The organism is Bradyrhizobium sp. CCBAU 51745, assembly GCF_028128715.1.
Lineage (GTDB): Bacteria > Pseudomonadota > Alphaproteobacteria > Rhizobiales > Xanthobacteraceae > Bradyrhizobium > Bradyrhizobium manausense.
The window spans coordinates 62919-83422 of the sequence record NZ_LBJP01000088.1 but is presented as its reverse complement, the minus strand read 5'-3'; the positions used below and the strand labels follow the sequence as shown (position 1 = coordinate 83422).

Annotated in this window: 18 protein-coding genes; 10 read left to right on the top strand and 8 right to left on the bottom strand. The window is 64.5% G+C overall.

Going from position 1 to position 20504, the window contains the following annotated elements; all coding sequences use genetic code 11:
* Positions 1-4: 4 nt before the first annotated feature.
* From XH98_RS29435 to XH98_RS29425, 3 genes are all read right to left on the bottom strand, one after another.
* Entirely contained in the window at positions 5-862 is an 858-nt protein-coding gene (locus XH98_RS29435; RefSeq protein WP_271603381.1) for a branched-chain amino acid ABC transporter permease, read from the bottom strand.
* Between the two features lie 96 nt (positions 863-958).
* Complete coding sequence (locus XH98_RS29430) at positions 959-2473, bottom strand: amidase (protein WP_271603380.1); 1515 nt, start codon at positions 2471-2473, stop codon at positions 959-961.
* A gap of 150 nt (positions 2474-2623) precedes the next feature.
* Positions 2624-3808, bottom strand: a complete 1185-nt coding sequence (locus XH98_RS29425) for a substrate-binding domain-containing protein (protein WP_271603379.1) — start codon at positions 3806-3808, stop codon at positions 2624-2626.
* A 180-nt stretch (positions 3809-3988) separates the two neighbouring features.
* Between XH98_RS29425 and XH98_RS29420 the strand changes: the two genes are divergently transcribed.
* Positions 3989-4423, top strand: coding sequence for a MarR family winged helix-turn-helix transcriptional regulator (locus XH98_RS29420; protein ID WP_057747431.1), 435 nt, complete (start codon positions 3989-3991; stop codon positions 4421-4423).
* A 195-nt stretch (positions 4424-4618) separates the two neighbouring features.
* Here XH98_RS29420 and secA read toward each other — a convergent pair whose 3' ends face one another.
* Positions 4619-7459 (bottom strand): preprotein translocase subunit SecA, encoded by a 2841-nt coding sequence (gene secA, locus XH98_RS29415; protein ID WP_271603378.1) that lies wholly within the window; start codon positions 7457-7459, stop codon positions 4619-4621.
* Positions 7460-7812: 353 nt separating this feature from the next.
* Between secA and XH98_RS29410 the strand changes: the two genes are divergently transcribed.
* The 3 genes from XH98_RS29410 to XH98_RS29400 all read left to right on the top strand — a co-directional run bounded on the left by XH98_RS29410 (position 7813) and on the right by XH98_RS29400 (position 10502).
* A complete protein-coding gene (locus tag XH98_RS29410; protein WP_271603377.1) occupies positions 7813-8733 on the top strand; it encodes a peptidylprolyl isomerase in 921 nt (306 codons plus the stop codon).
* A 111-nt stretch (positions 8734-8844) separates the two neighbouring features.
* On the top strand, positions 8845-10086 hold the full coding sequence (gene argJ, locus XH98_RS29405) for a bifunctional glutamate N-acetyltransferase/amino-acid acetyltransferase ArgJ (protein WP_271603376.1): 1242 nt from the start codon (positions 8845-8847) through the stop codon (positions 10084-10086).
* Between the two features lie 5 nt (positions 10087-10091).
* Complete coding sequence (locus XH98_RS29400; RefSeq protein WP_057747428.1) at positions 10092-10502, top strand: (deoxy)nucleoside triphosphate pyrophosphohydrolase; 411 nt, start codon at positions 10092-10094, stop codon at positions 10500-10502.
* 62 nt (positions 10503-10564) lie between these two features.
* On the opposite strand, the gene XH98_RS29395 is transcribed toward XH98_RS29400, so the two are convergent.
* Positions 10565-11434 (bottom strand): methyltransferase domain-containing protein, encoded by an 870-nt coding sequence (locus tag XH98_RS29395; RefSeq protein WP_271603943.1) that lies wholly within the window; start codon positions 11432-11434, stop codon positions 10565-10567.
* A 118-nt stretch (positions 11435-11552) separates the two neighbouring features.
* Between XH98_RS29395 and XH98_RS29390 the strand changes: the two genes are divergently transcribed.
* Genes XH98_RS29390 through XH98_RS29375 form a run of 4 tightly spaced genes read left to right on the top strand, consistent with a single transcriptional unit; the run spans position 11553 to position 14021 of the window.
* Positions 11553-12350, top strand: a complete 798-nt coding sequence (locus XH98_RS29390; protein ID WP_271603375.1) for a ComF family protein — start codon at positions 11553-11555, stop codon at positions 12348-12350.
* Between the two features lie 47 nt (positions 12351-12397).
* On the top strand, positions 12398-12673 hold the full coding sequence (gene grxC, locus XH98_RS29385; RefSeq protein WP_271603374.1) for a glutaredoxin 3: 276 nt from the start codon (positions 12398-12400) through the stop codon (positions 12671-12673).
* Positions 12670-13548: a carbon-nitrogen hydrolase family protein gene (locus XH98_RS29380; protein ID WP_271603373.1), complete on the top strand. Its 879-nt coding sequence runs from the start codon at positions 12670-12672 to the stop codon at positions 13546-13548. The genes grxC and XH98_RS29380 overlap by 4 nt, the downstream gene beginning before the upstream one ends.
* Complete coding sequence (locus tag XH98_RS29375; RefSeq protein ID WP_271603372.1) at positions 13545-14021, top strand: DUF1178 family protein; 477 nt, start codon at positions 13545-13547, stop codon at positions 14019-14021. Before XH98_RS29380 ends, XH98_RS29375 begins: the two co-directional genes overlap by 4 nt.
* Positions 14022-14135: 114 nt before the next feature.
* Here the strand turns inward: XH98_RS29375 and XH98_RS29370 are convergent, their stop codons facing one another.
* The 3 genes from XH98_RS29370 to XH98_RS29360 all read right to left on the bottom strand — a co-directional run bounded on the left by XH98_RS29370 (position 14136) and on the right by XH98_RS29360 (position 16438).
* Positions 14136-15035 carry an EamA family transporter gene (locus XH98_RS29370; RefSeq protein ID WP_271620683.1) on the bottom strand — a complete coding sequence of 300 codons (900 nt, stop codon included), beginning with the start codon at positions 15033-15035 and terminating at the stop codon, positions 14136-14138.
* Positions 15036-15182: 147 nt separating this feature from the next.
* Entirely contained in the window at positions 15183-15956 is a 774-nt protein-coding gene (gene ubiG / locus XH98_RS29365; protein ID WP_271603370.1) for a bifunctional 2-polyprenyl-6-hydroxyphenol methylase/3-demethylubiquinol 3-O-methyltransferase UbiG, read from the bottom strand.
* Between the two features lie 14 nt (positions 15957-15970).
* Complete coding sequence (locus tag XH98_RS29360; RefSeq protein ID WP_057747421.1) at positions 15971-16438, bottom strand: PH domain-containing protein; 468 nt, start codon at positions 16436-16438, stop codon at positions 15971-15973.
* A 152-nt stretch (positions 16439-16590) separates the two neighbouring features.
* Here XH98_RS29360 and XH98_RS29355 point away from each other — a divergent pair, with 152 nt between their 5' ends.
* Both XH98_RS29355 and ptsP read left to right on the top strand, forming a co-directional pair.
* Positions 16591-17847, top strand: a complete 1257-nt coding sequence (locus XH98_RS29355) for an aspartate kinase (protein ID WP_271603369.1) — start codon at positions 16591-16593, stop codon at positions 17845-17847.
* Between the two features lie 349 nt (positions 17848-18196).
* On the top strand, positions 18197-20464 hold the full coding sequence (gene ptsP / locus XH98_RS29350) for a phosphoenolpyruvate--protein phosphotransferase (RefSeq protein ID WP_220001253.1): 2268 nt from the start codon (positions 18197-18199) through the stop codon (positions 20462-20464).
* Positions 20465-20504: the final 40 nt, after the last annotated feature.

The following is a 20504-nucleotide window of genomic DNA, read 5'->3' as shown; positions in this document are numbered from 1 at the left end:
ATGACTAAACCCCTTTTCCAGCGATGAGGCCCTGCGGCCGGAATTTGATGAAGGCAATTGCGAGCACGAAAACGAGGACATCGGCGACCACGGGCGCCATGATCCATGGCAGCGCGGCGCTGAGCGTTCCGATGACGCCGGCACCGGCGACCGGACCAATGAAGGAGCCGACACCGCCGACCATGACGGCGACAAAGCCCTGGATCAGGAAGCGGATGCCGAGATCGGCATAGAGGCTGAACACCGGCACGATCAGCGCACCGGCAAGGCCGGCCAGCGCCGACCCGAAGGCGAATGTGGCGCCGTACATCAGCGGCGTCGAAATGCCCGACGCCCGGGCCAGCGACGGGTTCTCCAGCGTGGCGCGCATGCGCAGGCCAAAGCTTGTGCGCGACAGCAGCAGATAGCAACCGGCCATCACCAGGAGCGTGATGACGATGATGGTGAAGCGCCAGGCCGAGATGTGCATGGTGCCGATGTCGATCGAGCCGCCGATCGGCTCGGGCACGGTAAGATAGAAGCCGCCGATCAGCCCGCGCACGGCCTCGCGGATGATCAGGCCGAGCGCGTAGGTGCCGAGCATGGCCACGATCGGCGCGGCATAGAAGCGGCGGATGATCAGCGCCTCCAGCACGAAGCCGAGCGCACCGACCAGGAAGGGTGCGGCGACCATGCCGGCCCAGATCGGCAGGCCCCTGGAATAGGCGAGATAGGTGATGTAGGCCCCGAGCAGGACGAACTCGCCCTGCGCGAAGTTGAAGATGCCCATCATGCTGGCGATGATCCCGAGCCCCAGCACGATCAGGACGATGATCGCACCAAAGCTCAGGATCTCGAACGCTGCGACGAACGCGTTAGCCATGCGATGGATTCTTGTTTTGACGCGTTTTCTTCACGCGAACCGGCATCCACTTCGCTCGAAAACGCTCTGGTCCGCCCGTCTGTATCAACACTTCGCTCACATCTTCTTCCAGTCGCCGATCTGCTCGAACGCATGCGCGGCGCGGTAGATCGTGGATTCCTCGAACATGCGGCCGACCAGCATCAGGCCGGCCGGCAGGCCGTCGACCATGCCGCAGGGCAACGACATCGCGGGATGATGCGTGATGTCGAACGGAGCGGTGTTGGAGATCATCTCCAGCGCGCGGGCGACGTACTCCTCGCGGCTGGCATTGGGCTCCGGCAGCTTGGTCGCCTTCATCGGCGTGGTCGGCATCAGCAGCAGATCGTAATCGCTGAACGCCTTGTCATAGGCTGCGGTCAGCCGCCGCGAGATGTTCAGCGCCTTGCCGTAGAAGCGAGGACCAAAGTTATTGTTGATGTAGGTGCCGAGCATCATGAACAGTTTCGTGGTCTCGGACAGCGAATCGGCCTGTCGGCGCCAGCCGCGATGAAAATCCATCAGCGAAGTCGAATAGAGATCGCCGCGGCTGAGCCCGTAGCCATCGCCAAACATCATGGTCTGGGTCAGACCTTCGGTGCCGATGGGCGTCCAGATCGCGCCGCCGAGGAGATGCATCGGGATCGACACCGTCTCGACGCTGGCGCCGAGATCCTTGAAGCGCTTTGCCGCCTCGCGAACGCTTTCATTCACCGCGGCTTCCGCTCCCGGCTGCTCGAAGCCCTCCTTGAGGATGCCGATCTTCATGCCCTTGACGCCCTGGCCGAGCGCCTTGGTGTATTCCTCGACCTTCGGCGCCTTGATGCGCGGGTCGTAGCCATCATCGCCGGCGAGCACTTCGAGCAGCAGCGCGTTGTCGGCGACGCTCGCCGTCATCGGACCGGTATGATCGACGTAGATCTCGATCGGCATGATGCCGGTGTAGGGCACGAGGCCCCAGGTCGGCTTCATGCCGTAGACGCCGCAGAACGAGGACGGCATGCGGATCGAGCCGCCCTGATCGCCGCCGATCGCCATGTCCACCTCGCCGAGCGAAACCACGACGCCCGAGCCTGACGACGAGCCGCCGGCCGAGTAGCCCATCTTGTGCGGATTGTGCACCGGCCCGTAGGAGCCGGTGTGGCTGCCGCCCGACAGGCAGAAATGCTCGCAATGCACCTTGCCCTTGATCTCGGCGCCGGCATCCAGCATGCGCGTGACGATGGTGGCATCGAAATCGGGCACATAACCTTCCAGGGTCGATGAGCCGTTGGTCATGGGAACGCCGGCCAGCATGATGTTGTCCTTCAGAGCCACCGTCTTGCCCTTGAGCTTGCCGCTCGCCGCACCCTTTACTGTCGATTTGCGATACCAGGCATTGCGAGGGTTCTCCTCCGCAGAGGGCCGGTAGCCCGGCGTGCGCGGGTATTTCACCTCGGGCAGCTCGTCGGGCATCGCGGCGACGAGATTGTAGGCCTCGATCGAGCCCTGCATCAGGCCGCGGAACGAGGCGACATCGTCGTCGGTCAGCGAAAGGCCGCACTGCTCGGCGACGCTGCGAAGCTGGGCTGGCGTGGGAAGGACAACTGTCACGGCGCTCTCCTGAAGTTTCTTGAAACGAAGATGGGCGTGGCCGCCCCGGCGCGGCGCACCACCGGCCCCGCTGAAACATTCAAAACGGAAATATTTTCCTTTTCAAGTATTATTTTGCAGAAGCCTCCCCGGCGGCTTGCCCCGCGCGGGTCAGATCGGCTTGATCAGCTTGAAATCGAGGCCGTCGGCCTCGGCGAGATGCATCGGCATCCGCGCGCGCCCGTCGCGAACGGTGACCGTCCCCCGCGCGCCGCTGTAGACGATGTTGCGGCCGGCTTTGAGCATCGGCCCCACCGCCAGTGAGCCGGCCTTGTTGGCAACCGCTTCGAGGAAACGCATGCCCTCGTAGCCGGACTGTCCGACCGAACCGATCGGCGGCGCGTTCGGCCCGAACATCGCGCGATAGCGGCTCTGGAAGTCGTCATTGGCAGGCGCGCCGGTGCCGGTGAAATAGCCGGAGGCGCAGAACATGTTCTCGCTGTTGTCGGCGCCGATGCCTAGCAGCACGGTGTCGTCCATGGCGCCCGCGAACCGCAGCGTGGTGGCGCCCAGGCCGCATTCGCCGAAGGCGCGGTTGAAGGTGCTGCTGTCGGTGCCGATCAGCGAGATCAGGACCACGTCCGGCCGCGCGGCACGAATGCGCGCCAGATGCGGCTCGTGATTGTCCTCGCCCAAGGGAACGAACTCCTCGCCGACGACGTGGCCGCCGGTTTCCCTGATGTAGTTCTTCACCGCGCGGTGCGACTGCCAGGGCCAGACGTAGTCGCTGCCGATCAGGTACCAGCGCTTTGCTTTCTTGACGTCGGCAAGCCAGTGAATCGAGGGCCGGCTCTGCCAGCGCGGCGTCTCGCCGATCGCCATCACGCCCGGCGTGCGCTCGCCGCCTTCATAGACCGGCGTGTAGATATAGGGGATGCGATGCCGCGTGGTGATGTCGCGCAAGGCAACGCGGACCGCGCTGGTGTGCAGGCCGACGATGAGATCGAGCTCGTCGAAGGCGATGGCCTGCTCGGCACGGGTCAGCACCTCGTCCAGCGGACCGCCGGCGTCGTAAACGGAAAGCTCGATCTCGCGGCCGAGGATGCCGCCGCGCTTGTTGATTTCGGCAACGGCGAGCTGCGCGCTGTTGGTTGCGCAGGGGCCCCAGATCCCCGGCGATCCGGTGCAGCAGATGAAGCCACCGACACGCAGCTTGTTGGCGCCGCGCCGCTTGAAGAGGGCGTGATCGCGCGGCGACAGCGCGCCATCAGCCGCCGAAGACGACAGATTCCTGAACAGCAAGGACGGCGGCAACGCCGGACCGCCGTGAGCCGGGAAGTTTACCGTCGCGTGCACGCCAACTCCTGTCCGGTCCCAGACCTGAAAGCCCGTTGAGCAGGCGGCCGCGGCATCCGCCCTTTTGTTGGGCAATCATCCTATTTTGAAAATATTGAATATTCAACAATTGAAGTGCATATAGATGCAGCATTGATTGCAAGACATTCACTCAATTGGGTCAAGACGAAGTCTTTAGCCGTGGCAAAATCGAACGCTCCCATCACCGAACACCTCGCCTACCTGCTCGCGCAAGCCAACCGAGAGATCAACCGCCAGCTGGAACTGCGCCTCAGCAAGGAAGGAGTTCCCGTCGAGCAATGGCGCATCCTGAAAGTGCTGTCTGACGGCGATGGCCACTCGATGGGCGAGCTTGCGGACGCGGTGCTGCTCAACCATCCGACGCTGACCAAGATGATCGACCGCATGGTCTCCGACACGCTGGTCTATCGCGTGCAGGACCCCAACGACCGCCGCAAGGTGCTGATGTTCATCTCCGATCGCGGCAAGGTGCTGTGCAAGAAGCTCAACTCGCTCGCGGTGGACCAGGAAGAGCACATCCTGGAGAGCTACGGCGACAAGTCGACGAGCGAGCTCAAGCGGCTGCTGGAGAGCTTGATCGACAGCTCGAATTGAGCGGGCGGTTACGCACGAGAGTTGCGATGCAGCCAGCCGACCTAAAGACGACGCGGAAATACCTGAACGCCACACAGTGTCATCGCCCGATTTAATCGGGCGATCCAGTATTCCAGAGACTGATGTGATTGAGCCGAGAAGCCGCGGCGTACTGGATGCCCCGCCTTCGCGGGGCATGACAGTATCGTCCAGTCGCTACGCGTACCGCCCGTGGCAGTGCTTGAACTTCTTGCCGCTGCCACACGGGCAATCCTCGTTGCGGCCGACCTTGCCCCAGCTGGCGGGATTCTTCGGGTCGCGCAGCGCGGCGTCGGTGTGCTGCGGGGCGAGGGTGACGCTGGCGAGGGCCATTTCATCTTCGCCGGTGCTCGGATCGAACTTGTGCGCTTCCATCGCGGGCAGCACGGGGGCTTCCTGCTCCGGCGGCACGATCTCGACCCGCATCAGCTGCGCCGTGACGGCCTCGCGCAAATGCGCGCTCATCTCCTGGAAGAGGTTGAAGGCCTCGGTCTTGTACTCCTGCAGCGGATCGCGCTGGCCGTAGCCGCGCAGGCCGATGACCTGGCGCAGATGGTCGAGCATGATCAGATGCTCGCGCCAGAGATGGTCCAGCGTCTGCAGCAGGATGGTCTTCTCGACGTAACGCATCACGTCGGGACCCCATTGTCCCACCTTGGCAGCCATGTGCTCATCCGCCTTGGTCTCGATGCGGTTGAGCAGTTCCTCGTCGGCGATGCCCTCTTCCTTGGCCCAGTCGTCGACCGGCAGGTCGAGATCGAGCACGCGCTTCAATTCGTCCTTCAGGCCCGCGACGTCCCACTGCTCGGCATAGGCATGCTCGGGCACGTGCTTGGCGACGAGATCCTCGATGAAGGCGTGACGCATGTCGCTGACGGTCTCGGCGACGCTGTCGTCCTTCATCAGGTCGACGCGCTGGTCGAAGATCACCTTGCGCTGGTCGTTCTGGACGTTGTCGAACTTGAGCAGGTTCTTGCGGATGTCGAAGTTGCGCGCCTCGACCTTCTGCTGCGCCTTCTCCAGCGCCTTGTTGATCCAGGGATGGATGATCGCCTCGCCCTCCTGCAGGCCGAGACGCTGCAGCATGCTGTCGAGGCGGTCCGAGCCGAATATCCGCATCAGATCGTCTTCCAGCGACAGGAAGAACTTCGAGCGGCCGGGGTCGCCCTGACGGCCGGAACGGCCGCGGAGCTGGTTGTCGATGCGGCGGGATTCGTGACGTTCGGAGCCGATGATGTAGAGGCCGCCCGGCTTCTTCACGGTCTTGGCAGGCTTTGAACCCTTGGCCGGCTCGACCTCCACGGTCTCCTCGGCCTTCAGCACGATGTCGCGGAAATGGGCGATGTCGGCCTTGATCTGCTCGATCTTCTTGGCCTTCTCGGCCTCGTCCTCGATGCCCGCGGTCTCCTGCTGGATGCGCATCTCGAGCGAGCCGCCGAGCTTGATGTCGGTACCGCGGCCAGCCATGTTGGTCGCGATCGTGATCGCGCCGGGCACGCCGGCCTCCGCCACGATATAGGCTTCCTGCTCGTGGAAGCGCGCGTTGAGCACCGCGAACAGCTTTGCCGGCTTGCCGGCGCGCGCGGCGGCATAGAGCTTGTCGAGCGCGTTCTCCTTGCCGAAGTCGATCTGCTTGTAGCCGTTGGCCTTGAGGAATTCGGCGAGCACTTCTGATTTTTCAATCGACGCGGTGCCGACCAGCACCGGCTGCAGCCGCGCGTTCGCCCGCTCGATCTCGGCGAGGATCGCCTGGTATTTTTCCTTCTGGGTCCGGTAGACCTCGTCGTCCTCGTCGAGGCGGGCCACCGGCAGGTTGGTCGGAATCTCCACGACCTCGAGCTTGTAGATGTCGAACAGCTCGTCCGCTTCGGTCGCGGCCGTACCGGTCATGCCGGCGAGCTTCTCGTACATGCGGAAATAGTTCTGGAAGGTGATCGAGGCGAGCGTCTGGTTCTCGGGCTGAACCTGGACGTGCTCCTTGGCTTCCAGCGCCTGGTGCAGGCCTTCCGAATAGCGCCGGCCCGGCATCATGCGGCCGGTGAACTCGTCGATGATCACGACCTCGCCGTCGCGGACGATGTAGTCCTTGTCGCGGGTGAACAGCGTGTGGGCGCGCAGCGCCTGGTTGATGTGGTGCACGACGGAGACGTTCTCGACGTCGTAGAGCGATTCGCCCTTGAGCTGGCCGGCATCGCGCAGCAGCGTCTCGATCTTCTCCATGCCGCCTTCGGTCAGCGTCACGGTCCGCTGCTTCTCGTCGACCTCGTAGTCGGTCTTGTCGAGCCTGGGCAGGAAGCCGTCGATGGTGTTGTAGAAGTCGGAGCGGTCGTCGAGCGGGCCGGAGATGATCAGCGGCGTGCGCGCCTCGTCGATCAGGATGGAGTCGACTTCGTCGACGATGGCGAAGAAGTGCGGCCGCTGGACCATGTCCTCGAGCCGGTACTTCATGTTGTCGCGAAGATAGTCGAAGCCGTATTCGTTGTTGGTGCCGTAGGTGATGTCGCAGGCATAGGCGGCCTTGCGCTCGGCATCGTCCAGGCCGTGGACGATCACGCCCGTGGTCATGCCGAGGAAGCCATAGATCTGGCCCATCCAGCCGGAGTCGCGGCGGGCGAGGTAATCGTTGACGGTGACGACGTGGACGCCCTTGCCGGCGAGCGCGTTGAGATAGACGGCGAGCGTCGCCACCAGCGTCTTGCCTTCACCCGTCTTCATCTCGGCGATGTCGCCCTCGTGCAGCACCATGCCGCCGATCAGCTGAACGTCGAAATGGCGCTGGCCGAGCGTGCGCTTGGCAGCCTCACGTACCGTGGCGAAGGCGGGCACCAGCAGGTCGTCCAGCGTCTTGCCCTCGGCGAGCTGCTTCCTGAACTCGGCGGTGCGGGCCTTGAGCTGCTCGTCGGAGAGCTTGATGAGCTCGGGCTCCAGCGCGTTGATCGCGTTGACGCGGGACTGATATCCCTTCACCCGCCGGTCGTTGGCGGAACCGAAAAACTTGCGGGCGAGCGCGCCGATCATGCCTAGTTCCTGTGTTCGCGATTTAACCGCGTTGGCCTAAGAAGTTGTCACCCTCCGGCCTATCAACTCACCGTGACGCCTTATGGCACCAGAGCCCGGACTGCGGGGGGTCATCCGCCATATGGGTGGGAATTGGGCTAGTCTGGGTTCAACGGCCAAAAACGCAGCAAAATAAACGCCATCGCCATGGTCGCGACCGCGCAGAGATATGGCCCGGTCAGGGCCTTGTCAACGGCGGGCGCATTGCGGCTAATTCATCATTTTGACAGACTTTTCGCGTTGCCAAGCCCCCCTGAATTGGGCGAGTGTCCGCCCCGCTCGAGCAGCCCCCTGCTTCAACAAAAGGATTTTCCATGACCACCTCGTTCCCGGTAACCACCGGCCTGCGTTTCCGCCAAGCGTCCGTCCTGGCTGGCAGCCTCGGCTTGGCAGCCTGCTTGGCGCTGACCCTGGCGTTCGCAGGGCCGCTCCGGGCGGCCGACGATCCGGTCCTGGCCAAGGTCAATGGCGCTGAAATCAAGAAGAGCGACGTCACCATGGCCGAGGAAGAGCTCGGACCGAGCCTCGCCCAGATGGATCCGGCGACCAAGGACGAAAACGTCCTGTCGTTCCTGATCGACATGAAGATTGTGGCCAAGGCCGCCGAGGACAAGAAGGTCGCCGACGGTGAGGAGTTCAAGAAGCGCATGGCGTTCGCCCGCAACCGCCTGCTGATGGACAGCCTGCTGGCCCAGGAAGGCAAGGCGGCGACCACCGACGACGCCATGAAGAAGGTCTATGAGGAGGCCTCCAAGCAGATCACCGGCGAGCAGGAAGTGCGCGCCCGCCACATCCTGGTCGAGACCGAGGACGAGGCCAAGGCGGTGAAGGCGGAGCTCGACAAGGGCGCCGATTTCGCCGACCTCGCCAAGAAGAAGTCCAAGGACCCGGGCTCTGCCGACGGCGGCGACCTCGGCTTCTTCACCAAGGAACAGATGGTGCCGGAATTCTCGGCCGTCGCCTTCACGCTCGAGCCGGGCAAGATCTCCGACCCCGTCAAGTCGCAGTTCGGCTGGCACATCATCAAGGTCGAGGAAAAGCGCAACCGCAAGGCGCCCGAGTTCGACCAGGTCAAGCCCCAGATCGAGCAGTACGTCACCCGCAAGGCCCAGGCCGATTACGTCGCCAAGCTGCGCACCGAAGCCAAGGTCGAGCGGCTGGACCAGCCGGCGGCCGACGCGTCCAAGGATGCCAAGCCGGCCGACAGCAAGATGGCCCCTCCGGCCAAGAAGTAAGAATTTGCTGTCACTTCGGTGACGCGGAGAGTATCTAAGCCTACCTGATGCCCGGCCCCCGCAAAGAGGGGCCGGGCATCTGCATATCCAGACCTCACCAAGGCCCCCGCGATGTCCTCCTCCGTCTCTCCCCTCGCCCCCAAGAATGTCCCTGATATGCCCGTGATCGCGGGCGTCCGTCTTGCGACGGCCGAGGCCGGCATCCGCTACAAGAACCGCACCGACGTGCTGCTCGCCATCATGGACAAGGGCACGGCCGTCGCCGGCGTCTTCACCAAGTCGAAGTGCCCGTCCGCACCGGTTGAATGGTGCCGTGCCAAGCTGAAGGGCGGCAAGGCGCGCGCACTGGTCGTCAATTCCGGCAATGCCAACGCCTTCACCGGCAAGACCGGCCGGGCCTCCACGGCGCTGACCGCGAAGATCGCTGCCAAGGCCGTCGGCTGCAGCGAGAGCGAGATTTTCCTGGCTTCGACCGGCGTGATCGGCGAGCCGCTGGACGCGACCAAATTCGACGGCGTGCTGGGCCGCCTCGCCGAGACCGCCGAGCCAGGCGATTACCTCGCCGCGGCGAAAGCGATCATGACCACCGACACCTTCCCCAAGGTCGCGACCGCGACCGTGAAGCTCGGCAAGGCCAAGGTCACCATCAACGGCATGGCCAAGGGCGCCGGCATGATCGCCCCCGATATGGCGACGATGCTGTCCTTCATCTTCACCGACGCGCCGATCGCGCCCGCCGCGCTGCAGGCGCTGCTCAAGTCCGGCGTCGAGGACACGTTCAATGCGGTGACGATTGACGGCGACACCTCGACCTCGGACACGCTGCTGGCGTTCGCGACGGGTGCGGCTGCCGAACACGGCGCGCCAAAAATCAGCCGCGCCAGCGATCCGCGCCTGAAGGCCTTCACCAAGGCCTTCAACCAGATCCTCGCCAATCTTTCTGAACAAGTCGCCCGCGACGGCGAAGGCGCGCGCAAGCTGGTCGAGATCACGGTCGAGGGCGCCAAGACCAAGGCTTCCGCCCGCAAGATCGCAATGTCGATCGCCAACTCGCCGCTGGTGAAGACCGCAATCGCCGGCGAGGACGCCAATTGGGGCCGCGTGGTGATGGCCGTCGGCAAGGCCGGCGAGCCGGCCGATCGCGACAGACTGTCGATCTCCTTCAATGGCATCCGCGTCGCCAAGAGCGGCGCGCGCGATCCCTCCTACGACGAAGCACAGGTGTCGGAGGCGATGAAGGCGCCGGAGATCGCGATCCGGGTCTCGCTCGGCCTCGGCAAGGGCCGCGACCGCGTGCTGACCTGCGACCTGACCAAGGAATATGTCGCGATCAACGGCGATTACCGGTCTTAGGGATCATGGCCGAGCTGAAGCTGACACTGGTGGTGGCCTGCGCGCTCGTCGACGCCGACAAGCGCGTCCTGATCGCGCAACGCCCGGAAGGCAAGACGCTCGCGGGCTTGTGGGAATTTCCTGGCGGCAAGCTCGAGCCGGGCGAGCGGCCCGAGCAAAGCCTGATCCGCGAGCTCCACGAGGAGCTCGGCATCACCGTCGCCGAGCCGTGCCTGGCGCCGCTGACTTTTGCGAGCCATGGCTATGAGACGTTTCATCTGCTGATGCCGCTCTATATCTGCCGGCGCTGGGAAGGCATCGTCACGCCGCGTGAGGGGCAAAACCTGGCGTGGGTCCGCGCCAACAAGCTGCGCGACTACCCGATGCCGCCGGCGGATATTCCGCTGATCCCGCATTTGATCGATCTGCTGATGTGATGATGCCCTCATCGTCATTCCGGGGCGCGCGAGCGCGAACCCGGAATGACGGTGTAAGTGCCTTAAATCTCCCCCGCCTTCTTCACCGCCTCCGCCAGGCTCGCTTTCGCCGAACCCGGCTTCAGCGGCTGCTGCTGGCTCGCATGTGGCGCCCAGCCGGACAGCCAGATGATGTCGAAGGTCGCACGGATACGGCCGTCGGCATCGGCAAAGCGCTCGGCATAGATTTCGGCCATGCGCAGCAGCGTCGCGCGCCGGCTCGGCGTGCGCCGCCGTTCGATCAGCACATTGGCCGCGCCCATGCGGCGAAGATCCTGCATCAACGTGAACGCGTCGCCATAACGCACCACGACACGATCGACGTCGGTGACCGGCAGCGCAAAGCCCGCTCGCTGCAACAGCGCGCCGATGTCGCGCAAATCGGCGAACGGCGCCACGCGCGGGGAGACCCCGCCTTCGCATTCGGCCTCCGCCGCGGCAAAGGCCTGCCGCAGCTCGGTCAGGCTATCGCCGCCGATCATCGCGGCGAGCAGCAGCCCGTCCGGCTTCAGCGCGCGGCGAACCTGCGCGAGCACGCCAGGGAGATCGTTGACGAATTGCAGCGCGAGTGCCGAGACGACGAGATCGAGGCTTTCGGGCAGCACGGGCAATGTCTCGGAGCCCGCTGCGTCGAGCGCGATCCGTTGCATGGACGGCAACCGTCCGCGCAGCCCTGTGAGCCCCGCACCAGGCGTCCAGAGATCGGCCGGGGCATGAAACTCGCGCATCACTGCGGCAAGCCGGTCGGCCATGTCCTCGGCGACCCGGTCGAGCAGGAAGCTCTCGGGACCCTGCGCCAGCGCACGCCGCTGCCGCGCATGAAGCAGGGCGCGATCGAACAAGGCGGGCGGGGTCTGTGGGGTCTGAGCCATGCCGCTGGTTACGCCGATCATGCAGGCCATTGCAATGTCCTCTCTCGTGTCCCGGACGCGCAGCAGCGCTTTCAGCGCTGCGCCCGGGTGCACGAGAGCGTGGCTTGAGCGGATTGCCGTGGAACGCTAGCCTCCTTTCATGGAAGCTGATGCCGCCCCGTCCCGTTCCCTTGCCGCGCCTTTGCGTGCCGCGTGGACGGCTGGCCGCCATGTGCTGACACGGGCGGCAAAGCTCGCGCTCGACATTGCGCTGCCGACGCTGTGCGTGTCCTGTCGCGAGCCGGTCGATGGCGAGGGTGTGTGCGCAGCGTGCTGGTCGCGGCTGTCGTTCATTGAACGGCCCTATTGCCCACGGCTCGGCATTCCCTTCGTCTATGATCCCGGCCCCGACATGCTGTCGATGGAGGCGATCGCGAGCCCGCCGGCTTACATGCGGGCACGCGCGGCGGTGCGCTATGACGATGTCGCGCGCACGCTGGTGCATGCGCTGAAATACCAGGACCGTACCGATCTCGCGCCGGCCATGGGCCGCTGGATGGCGCGCGCGGGCGGCGAGTTGCTCAACGGCGCCGACATGCTGGTGCCGGTGCCCCTGCATTGGCGGCGGGCCTGGCGCCGCCGCTACAACCAATCAGGCGCGCTGGCACAGATCATCGCACGCCAGAGCGGTGTGAAGGTGAGAGCTGAGGTGCTGCGCCGGGTGCGCGCCACCGAGCAGCAGATCGGCCTGTCGCGGGCGCAGCGCGCCACCAATGTGCAGGGCGCGTTCCAGGTATCCCCCGACCACCAGTCCGAGGTCCAGGGCCGACGCATCGTCCTTGTCGACGATGTCCTGACATCGGGTGCGACCCTGGACGCCTGCGCCCGCGCTTTGCTGCGCGCCAAGGCAGCCCAGGTCGACGTGCTGGTCTTTGCCCGGGTTGTCGAGACCAGGTAAACCCCCATATAATTCAACAAATTCATGACATGAGAGCGCTTGATACCATGACCGCTGCTGTCGAGATCTATACCAGGCCGGGATGCGGCTATTGTTCCGCCGCCAGGTCGCTTCTGACCCGAAAGAAGGCGAGCTTCACGGAATTCGATGTCGCCAAGAACCCGTCCTGGCGTGAGGAGATGTACGACCGCGCCGGCGCGGGCTCGACCTTCCCGCAGATCTGGATCGGCGGAACTTATATCGGCGGCTGCGACGACCTCTACGCGCTCGACCGCGAAGGCAAGCTCGACGGCCTGCTCGAAAGCGTCAAGGCGGTCTCATGAGTGAGAACAGGACCTTCACCGCCGCCATGGTGCAGATGCGCACCGGCCTGATGCCGGAGCCGAGCCTCGCGCAAGCCAGCAAGCTGATCCGGGAGGCGGCTGCCAAGGGCGCGGACTACGTGCAGACGCCCGAAGTCAGCAACATGATGCAGCTGAACCGCCAGGCGCTGTTCGAGCATCTGCAGAGCGAGGAGGACGACGCCTCGCTCAAGGCCTATCGCGCATTGGCGGCCGAGCTGAAGATCCACATCCATGTCGGCTCGCTGGCGCTGCGGTTCTCGCCCGAAAAGGCGGTCAACCGCTCGTTTCTGATCGGGCCCGAGGGCAATGTGCTCGCGAGCTACGACAAGATCCACATGTTCGACATCGAGCTGCCGGACGGCGAGAGCTATCGCGAATCCGCCAATTACCAGCCGGGCGAGACCGCCGTGATCTCCGACCTGCCCTGGGGCCGTGTTGGCTTGACGATCTGCTACGACGTGCGCTTCCCCGCGCTCTACCGCGCATTGGCCGAGAGCGGCGCTCATTTCATCACCGTTCCCTCCGCCTTCACCCGCAAGACCGGCGAGGCGCACTGGCACATCCTGCTGCGTGCGCGCGCGATCGAGACCGGCTGCTTCATCTTCGCGGCGGCCCAGGCAGGCATCCATGAGAACAAGCGCGAGACCTATGGCCACTCGCTGATCATCGATCCCTGGGGCGAGATCCTCGCCGAGGGCGATGTCGAGCCCGGCATCATCATGGCCAAGATCGACCCGGCCAAGGTCGAGACCGCGCGCCGCGCCATCCCGTCGCTCCAGCACGGCCGCCGGTTCGGCGTCTCCGATCCCAAGGCCGGGCCGGATCATCTGCACCTGGTGCGAGGATCGGCATGATCCGCTACGCGCTCCGTTGCGACCGTAACCACGAGTTCGAGAGCTGGTTCCAGAGCTCGTCGGCCTATGATTCGCAGGTCAAGCGCAAGCTGGTGACCTGTCCGATCTGCGGCTCGGCCAAGGTCGACAAGGCGATCATGGCGCCGCGCATCGTCGGCAAGAAGGGGCGCGCCACGCCGCCGGCGGAGCCGACAACAACCGCCGCACCCGAGGCTGCGTCGTCAGGTCCGACCTCGCTGATGCTGGCGCAGGAGCGCGAGCTGCGCGCCAAGCTGAAGGAGCTGCGCGACCATATCGTGAAGAACGCCGACAATGTCGGCGACCGCTTCGCCAACGAAGCCCGCGCAATGCATTACGGCGACAAGGAACATCGCCCGATCTACGGCGAGGCTTCGCCTGATGAAGCGAAGTCGCTGATCGACGAGGGCATCGAGGTCTCGCCGCTACCGACCCTGCCGGAAGACCGGAACTGAAGGTTGCTGTCGTTCCGGGGCGATGCAGAGCATCGAACTACGGGGGCGCAATTGCGCCGCTGAGAACCTCGAGATTCCGGGTTCGCCCTACGGGCGCCCCGGAATGACACCAAGTTACACCCCAACCAACAACGCCACGCCCACCACGATCAGCACGATTCCAACAATCTCGCGCGGCGCGATCGGCTGCTTGAACGAGTAGTAGGCGACGCCTTGTGCGAACAGCACCTCGATCAGCGCGAGCGTGCGAACATTGGCCGCGGCCGTCAGCGCAAACGCCAAAAACCAGAACTGCGAAGAGAACGCGCCCATGAAGCCCGCGAACAACGATGGCTTCCACAGGCCGAGGATCGCCCGGAGCACTTTTGGCGCGCGCCAGAGCAGATAGATCGACAGGATCAGCGTTTGCACGAACAGGCCGAGCACCAACGTGAACGACGCCGCGGTCACGAAGGAGACACCGGGCACATTAATGATAGCACCACGGAAGCCAACCGCGGACAGCGCGAACGCCGCTGCAGCGACAAGCCCCGTGATGGTCGGCTGCAGCTCCGCAAAACTCTTCTCGCCACCGGGCCGAAGCGCCGTGACGACGACGCCGACGGTCGCAATCACGATCGCCAGCACCTTCAGCCAGGTCAGGTGATCGCCGAGGAAGACGAAGCCGAAGATCGCGGTCTGGATCGCCTCGGTCTTGAGGTAGGCCGTCGTCACCACGAAGGAGCGGTCGTTCATCGCGAGCAGCATCAAACCGGTGCCGACGATCTGGCTGAGCGCGCCGAGCAGCAGCCATGGCCAGAACGCCGACGGCGGCATGCCCAGATGATCGCCGGTCGCGATCAGCACCAGCCCCAGAAACAGCAGCGAGAACGGGAAGCCGAACAGGAAGCGGATATTGGTCGCGCCCCATGTCCCCAGCGGCTTCGTCAGCGACCGCTGCATCGCATTGCGCGCGACCTGGCCGAGCGCAGCGATGACGGTGAAGGGAATCCAGAGACTGGTGACGGTGAACATGGGACGGGTGGCTAATGCAGGTAAAGGATTGCGGCCACCGTGCCGTCAGCTATTCAATGGGTCAACCACACGAACGTCATGGGAGCGATGCTCGCGCCACAAACTCAGTGTTTGTGGAAGCAGCTAGGCCACGACGAGCAGCCCCCCTCACACCATCGCTTCAGCCACCACCATGTAGTTCACGTCCATATCGGACGAGAGCGTCCATTTGTCGGCGAAGGGGGAGTAGACGACGCCGGTCTGCTCGGTGATGACGAGGCGGTTGTCGAGGAGATGTTTGGTCAGTTCGTCAGGGGTGACGAACTTGTTCCATTCGTGGGTGCCGGGCGGCAGCCAGCGCAACACGTATTCGGCGCCGACGATGGCGAGCGCAAAGCTCTTCCAATTGCGGTTGAGCGTGGACACCACCATCAGGCCGTTCGGCTTCAGCATCGAGGCGCAGCGCTTGAGAAAAACGCCGACGTCGACGACGTGCTCGATCACCTCCATCGCCAGCACGATGTCGAAGCGCTCGCGCGGATCGATCTCCTCCACCGTGGTGCAGCGGTAATCGATCGACAGATGGCTCTTGTCGGCATGCAGCTTCGCGGCCGCAATGTTGCTGGCCGACGGGTCGACGCCGATGACCTGTGCGCCCAGGCGCGACAGCGGCTCGCACAACAGTCCGGCGCCGCAGCCGATGTCGAGCACACGCAGGCCACCGAGGCTGTTGAGGCTGCGCACATTGCGCTCGAACTTGCGGCAAGCGGCGTCCCGGATATAGCCGAGGCGCAGCGGATTGATCCGGTGCAGCGGCGCCATCTTGCCTTTGGGGTCCCACCACTCGGCTGACAGCTTTGAGAATTTCGCGATCTCGGCGGCGTCGACGGTCGAGCCCGGCGGCACGGTGGCAGTTGCGGAACTATCTTGCTGCATGCTCATGGATACGCGCGGTCCTAACGCGTGGTGATCGAACTACGGAAGGCAAGCGGATCGGCGATGGTCTTGATCGTCTCGATCCCTTCGCCGACGCCGCGGATGGTCACGTCGCCATAGTTGAGAATTCGTCCAAGAATCGTCTGGTCGACATCAACACTCTCGACCTTATCCAGCGCCATTTCAAAGGTGCGACGCTTGATGAACCCGGTCTTATGCACAACCCTGAGATTGGTGACGTCGGTCTCGGTGGTGAAGCGATGGAACCAGCCTTTCACGGTCCAGAACAGGGCGGCCAGCGCCACCAGGCCGGAGCCGAACAGACAGATGATCATCACGCCGTAGATGTCGGTCCGGCGAGAGACCACGAACAGGGCGATCGCCACGATCCAGGCCAGAATGGCCGGGAAGTAGAAGATCCAGTGCGCATTGGTCGAATACAGCACCCGCTCGCCGGGCTGCAGGATTTCGTCAATATAGCGCGCCATGACCTCTGATGACCCATTGCCTGGATTGGCCGGTGCAGGAACCCGCTTGCCCCCGGCCCCGCCCCTCTGTATACGCGCGGTCGGTATCCCCCAGGGCATCCGTCCGGCGCGGGTCACCATACTGATCCTCAAGAGGGAATGCACGCGTCGTCATGAGCCGTCTCGTGATGAAATTCGGCGGCACGTCCGTCGCCAACATCGAACGTATCCGCAACGTCGCACGCCATGTGAAGCGTGAGGTCGACGCCGGCCATGAAGTGGCTGTGGTCGTCTCGGCGATGTCGGGCAAGACCAACGAGCTGGTGGCCTGGTGCACCGAGGCCTCGCCGATGCACGACGCGCGCGAATACGACGCCGTCGTCGCCTCCGGCGAACAGGTCACCTCGGGCCTGCTGGCCATCGTGCTCCAGAGCATGGGCATCCAGGCCCGCTCCTGGCAGGGCTGGCAGATCCCGATCAAGACCAGCGATGCTCATGCCTCGGCCCGGATCGAGGACATCGACGGCAGCGAGATCATCAAGCGCTTCCAGGAACGGAAAGAGGTCGCTGTCATCGCCGGCTTCCAAGGCATCGATCCCAGGACGGGCCGCATCACCACCCTTGGCCGTGGCGGCTCCGATACCTCGGCCGTGGCGATTGCCGCCGCCGTCAAGGCCGATCGCTGCGACATCTACACCGACGTCGATGGCGTCTACACCACCGACCCGCGCATCGTGCCGAAGGCCAAGCGGCTCGACAAGATCGCATTCGAAGACATGCTGGAACTGGCCTCCCAGGGCGCCAAGGTGCTCCAGGTGCGCTCGGTGGAACTCGGCATGGTCCACAACATGCCGATCTTCGTGCGCTCGAGCTTCGACAAGCCTGAGGATATCGACCCGCATGCCAACCAGCCGCCCGGCACCCTGATCTGCGGCGAGGAGGAGATCATGGAAAACCACGTCGTCACCGGTATCGCCTTTTCGAAGGACGAGGCCCAGATCTCGGTGCGCCAGATCGAGGACAAGCCTGGCGTTGCCGCATCGATCTTCGGCCCGCTCGCGGATGCCAATATCAACGTCGACATGATCGTCCAGAACGTGTCTGAAGACGGCAAGACCACCGACCTGACCTTCACGGTGCCGGCCGCCGACCACGTCAGGGCCAAGGAGACGATTACCGCCGCCAAGGCCAAGATCGGGTATGCACGGCTGGATACCGCGACCGACGTCGCCAAGATCTCGGTGATCGGCAGCGGCATGCGCAGCCATGCCGGCGTCGCGGCCCAGGCGTTTTCGGCCCTCGCAGGACGGAATATCAACATCCGGGCCATTACAACCTCCGAGATCAAATTCTCGGTTTTGATCGACGCCGCCTATACCGAGCTTGCGGTGCGCACGCTGCACACGCTCTACGGCCTCGATCAGGCCTGAAGCGCGACCGTCGCATGGTCTTGCCGGAAAACCGCTTCGCACTTTTCCGGACCATACCAAGGCTAATTTTCTCTTAGCGGTCGCAGCAAACGCTGGGGTGTACACACCTTCGCGTTTGGCAGGCGTTTTGCTTGGCAAAACAAGCCTCAATTCGCTATACGGCGGACAGGGTGGGCTGCCGCAGACTGTGTCCCAGTTCAGGCGGCGCTGATTCGACGCAAGCACAAGATCTCAGGAAGATTTGCGTTTGCGCCTGCGCCGGACAAACAATTTAATTGTTTTTCTGGAATTTTAGGCCAGCCGCCGGCCAATATCGCCGGACCGGGCAGACGGAGGAGATTGACGGTTCATGCGGAGCGCGTCGGGAGGTCCCCGCGTCTTGTTGAGACGGCTCCGCGAAACCATGGCGGAGCAGGTCTCGGCCCAGGAGCGGCTGGACAAGATCGTGGTGCTGATCGCCGCCAACATGGTGGCCGAGGTGTGCTCCGTCTATGTGCTGCGCGTTGACAACACCCTCGAGCTCTACGCCACCGAAGGCCTCAACCGCGAGGCCGTGCACCACACCGTACTCAGCGCCCATGAGGGCCTGGTCGGCCTTGTCGCCAGCGAGGCGACGCCGCTCAACTTGAACGACGCGCAGAGCCATCCGGCCTTCTCGTTCCGCCCGGAGACCGGCGAAGAGATCTATCACTCCTTCCTCGGCGTGCCGATCCTGCGCGCCGGCAACACGCTCGGCGTGCTGGTGGTGCAGAACCGCGCCAAGCGCACCTATGTCGAGGAAGAGCTCGAGGCGCTGCAGACCACCGCCATGGTGCTGGCGGAGCTGATCGCGTCAGGCGAATTGTCCGCGCTGGCCCAGCCGGGCCTGGAGCCGGCCGCGCGCCATTCGACGCAGAAGGCCGGCGCGATCCTCTCGGAAGGCATTGCGCTCGGCCATGTCGTGCTGCACGAGCCGCGCGTCGTCATCAAGGACTACATTGCCGAGGACCTGCCGAAGGAAATCAAGCGGCTCGACACCGCGCTGGCCAAGCTGCGCTCGGATCTCGACCGCATGCTGGAGCGCGGCGATGTCGCCGAGGGCGGCGAGCACCGCGACGTGCTCGAAGCCTACCGCATGTTCGCCAACGATCAGGGCTGGTCGCACAAGCTCCACGAGGCGGTCGCCACCGGCCTCACCGCGGAAGCCGCCGTCGAGCGCGTCCAATCCGACACCCGCGCCCGCATGCTGCGCTCCACCGATCCATACCTGCGCGATCGCCTGCATGACCTGGAAGACCTCGGCTACCGCCTGATGCGGCAGCTGGTCGGCCAGGACCACGCGCCTTCGCGCGAACAATTGCCCGACAATGCCATCGTCATCGCGCGTGCGATGGGCCCGGCGGCACTGCTCGATTACGACCGCAAGCGCCTGCGCGGCATCGTGCTGGAGGAAGGCACCGCCAACTCCCACGTCTCGATCGTGGCCCGCGCGCTCGGCATTCCCGCGGTCGGCGAAGTGCCGAATGCGCCCGGCATTGCCGATCCAGGCGACGCCATTATCGTCGACGGCACCTCGGGCGCGATCTATGTGCGCCCGTCGCAGGAGATCGAAGCAGCCTATGCCGAACGGGTGCGCTTCCGTGCCCGCCGCCAGGCGCAATATCTGGCGCTGCGCGACCGGCCCTGCGTCACCAAGGACGGCGAGAAGGTCGAGCTCCTGATCAATGCGGGCCTTGCCATCGACCTGCCGCATATCGACGACACCGGCAGCGCCGGCATCGGCCTGTTCCGCACCGAGCTGCAATTCATGGTGGGACAGAGCCTGCCGCGCACCAGCGACCAGCTCGCGCTCTACCGCGCCGTGCTGGACGCCGCAGGCCCCAAGCCCGTCACCTTCCGCACCCTCGACATCGGCGGCGACAAGGCGCTGCCCTATATGGAGACGGTGATCGAGGAGAATCCCGCGCTCGGCTGGCGCGCGATCCGGCTCGGACTGGACCGTCCCGGCCTCTTACGCGGCCAGATCCGCGCGTTGCTCCGCGCCGGCGGCGGCCGCGCACTGCGGATCATGTTCCCGATGATCACGGAGGTCGCCGAATTCGATTCGGCGAAGGCGCTGGTCGAGCGCGAGCTGACTTATTTGCGCCAGCATGGCCACACCCTGCCGGAGCGCATCGACATCGGCACCATGGTCGAGGTGCCCGCCCTGCTCTACCAGCTCGACGAACTCCTGAAGAAGGTCGACTTCATCTCGGTCGGCTCCAACGATCTGTTCCAGTTCCTGTTCGCGGTCGACCGCGGCAATGCCAAGGTCTCCGAGCGCTTCGACACCATGTCGACGCCGATCCTGCGCGCGCTGCGCGACATCGCGCAAAAAACGCTGGCCGCGAAGAAATCGCTGTCGCTCTGCGGCGAGATGGCCTCGAAGCCGATCGGCGCGCTGGCGCTGCTGGCGATGGGCTACCGCTCGCTGTCGCTGTCGGCGACCGCGCTCGGCCCGGTCAAGGCGATGGTGATCGACCTCGACGTCAACAAGGCCGCAGCCATGCTTGGACCCCTGCTGGATGCACCTAGCGGCAGCGTTTCGATCCGGCAGAAGCTGACGGAATTTGCCGAGGCCGAGGGCCTGGCGTTGTAGCGGACCTGCCGCTCGCCGTCGCCGCCTCGCTTCCCTCCGC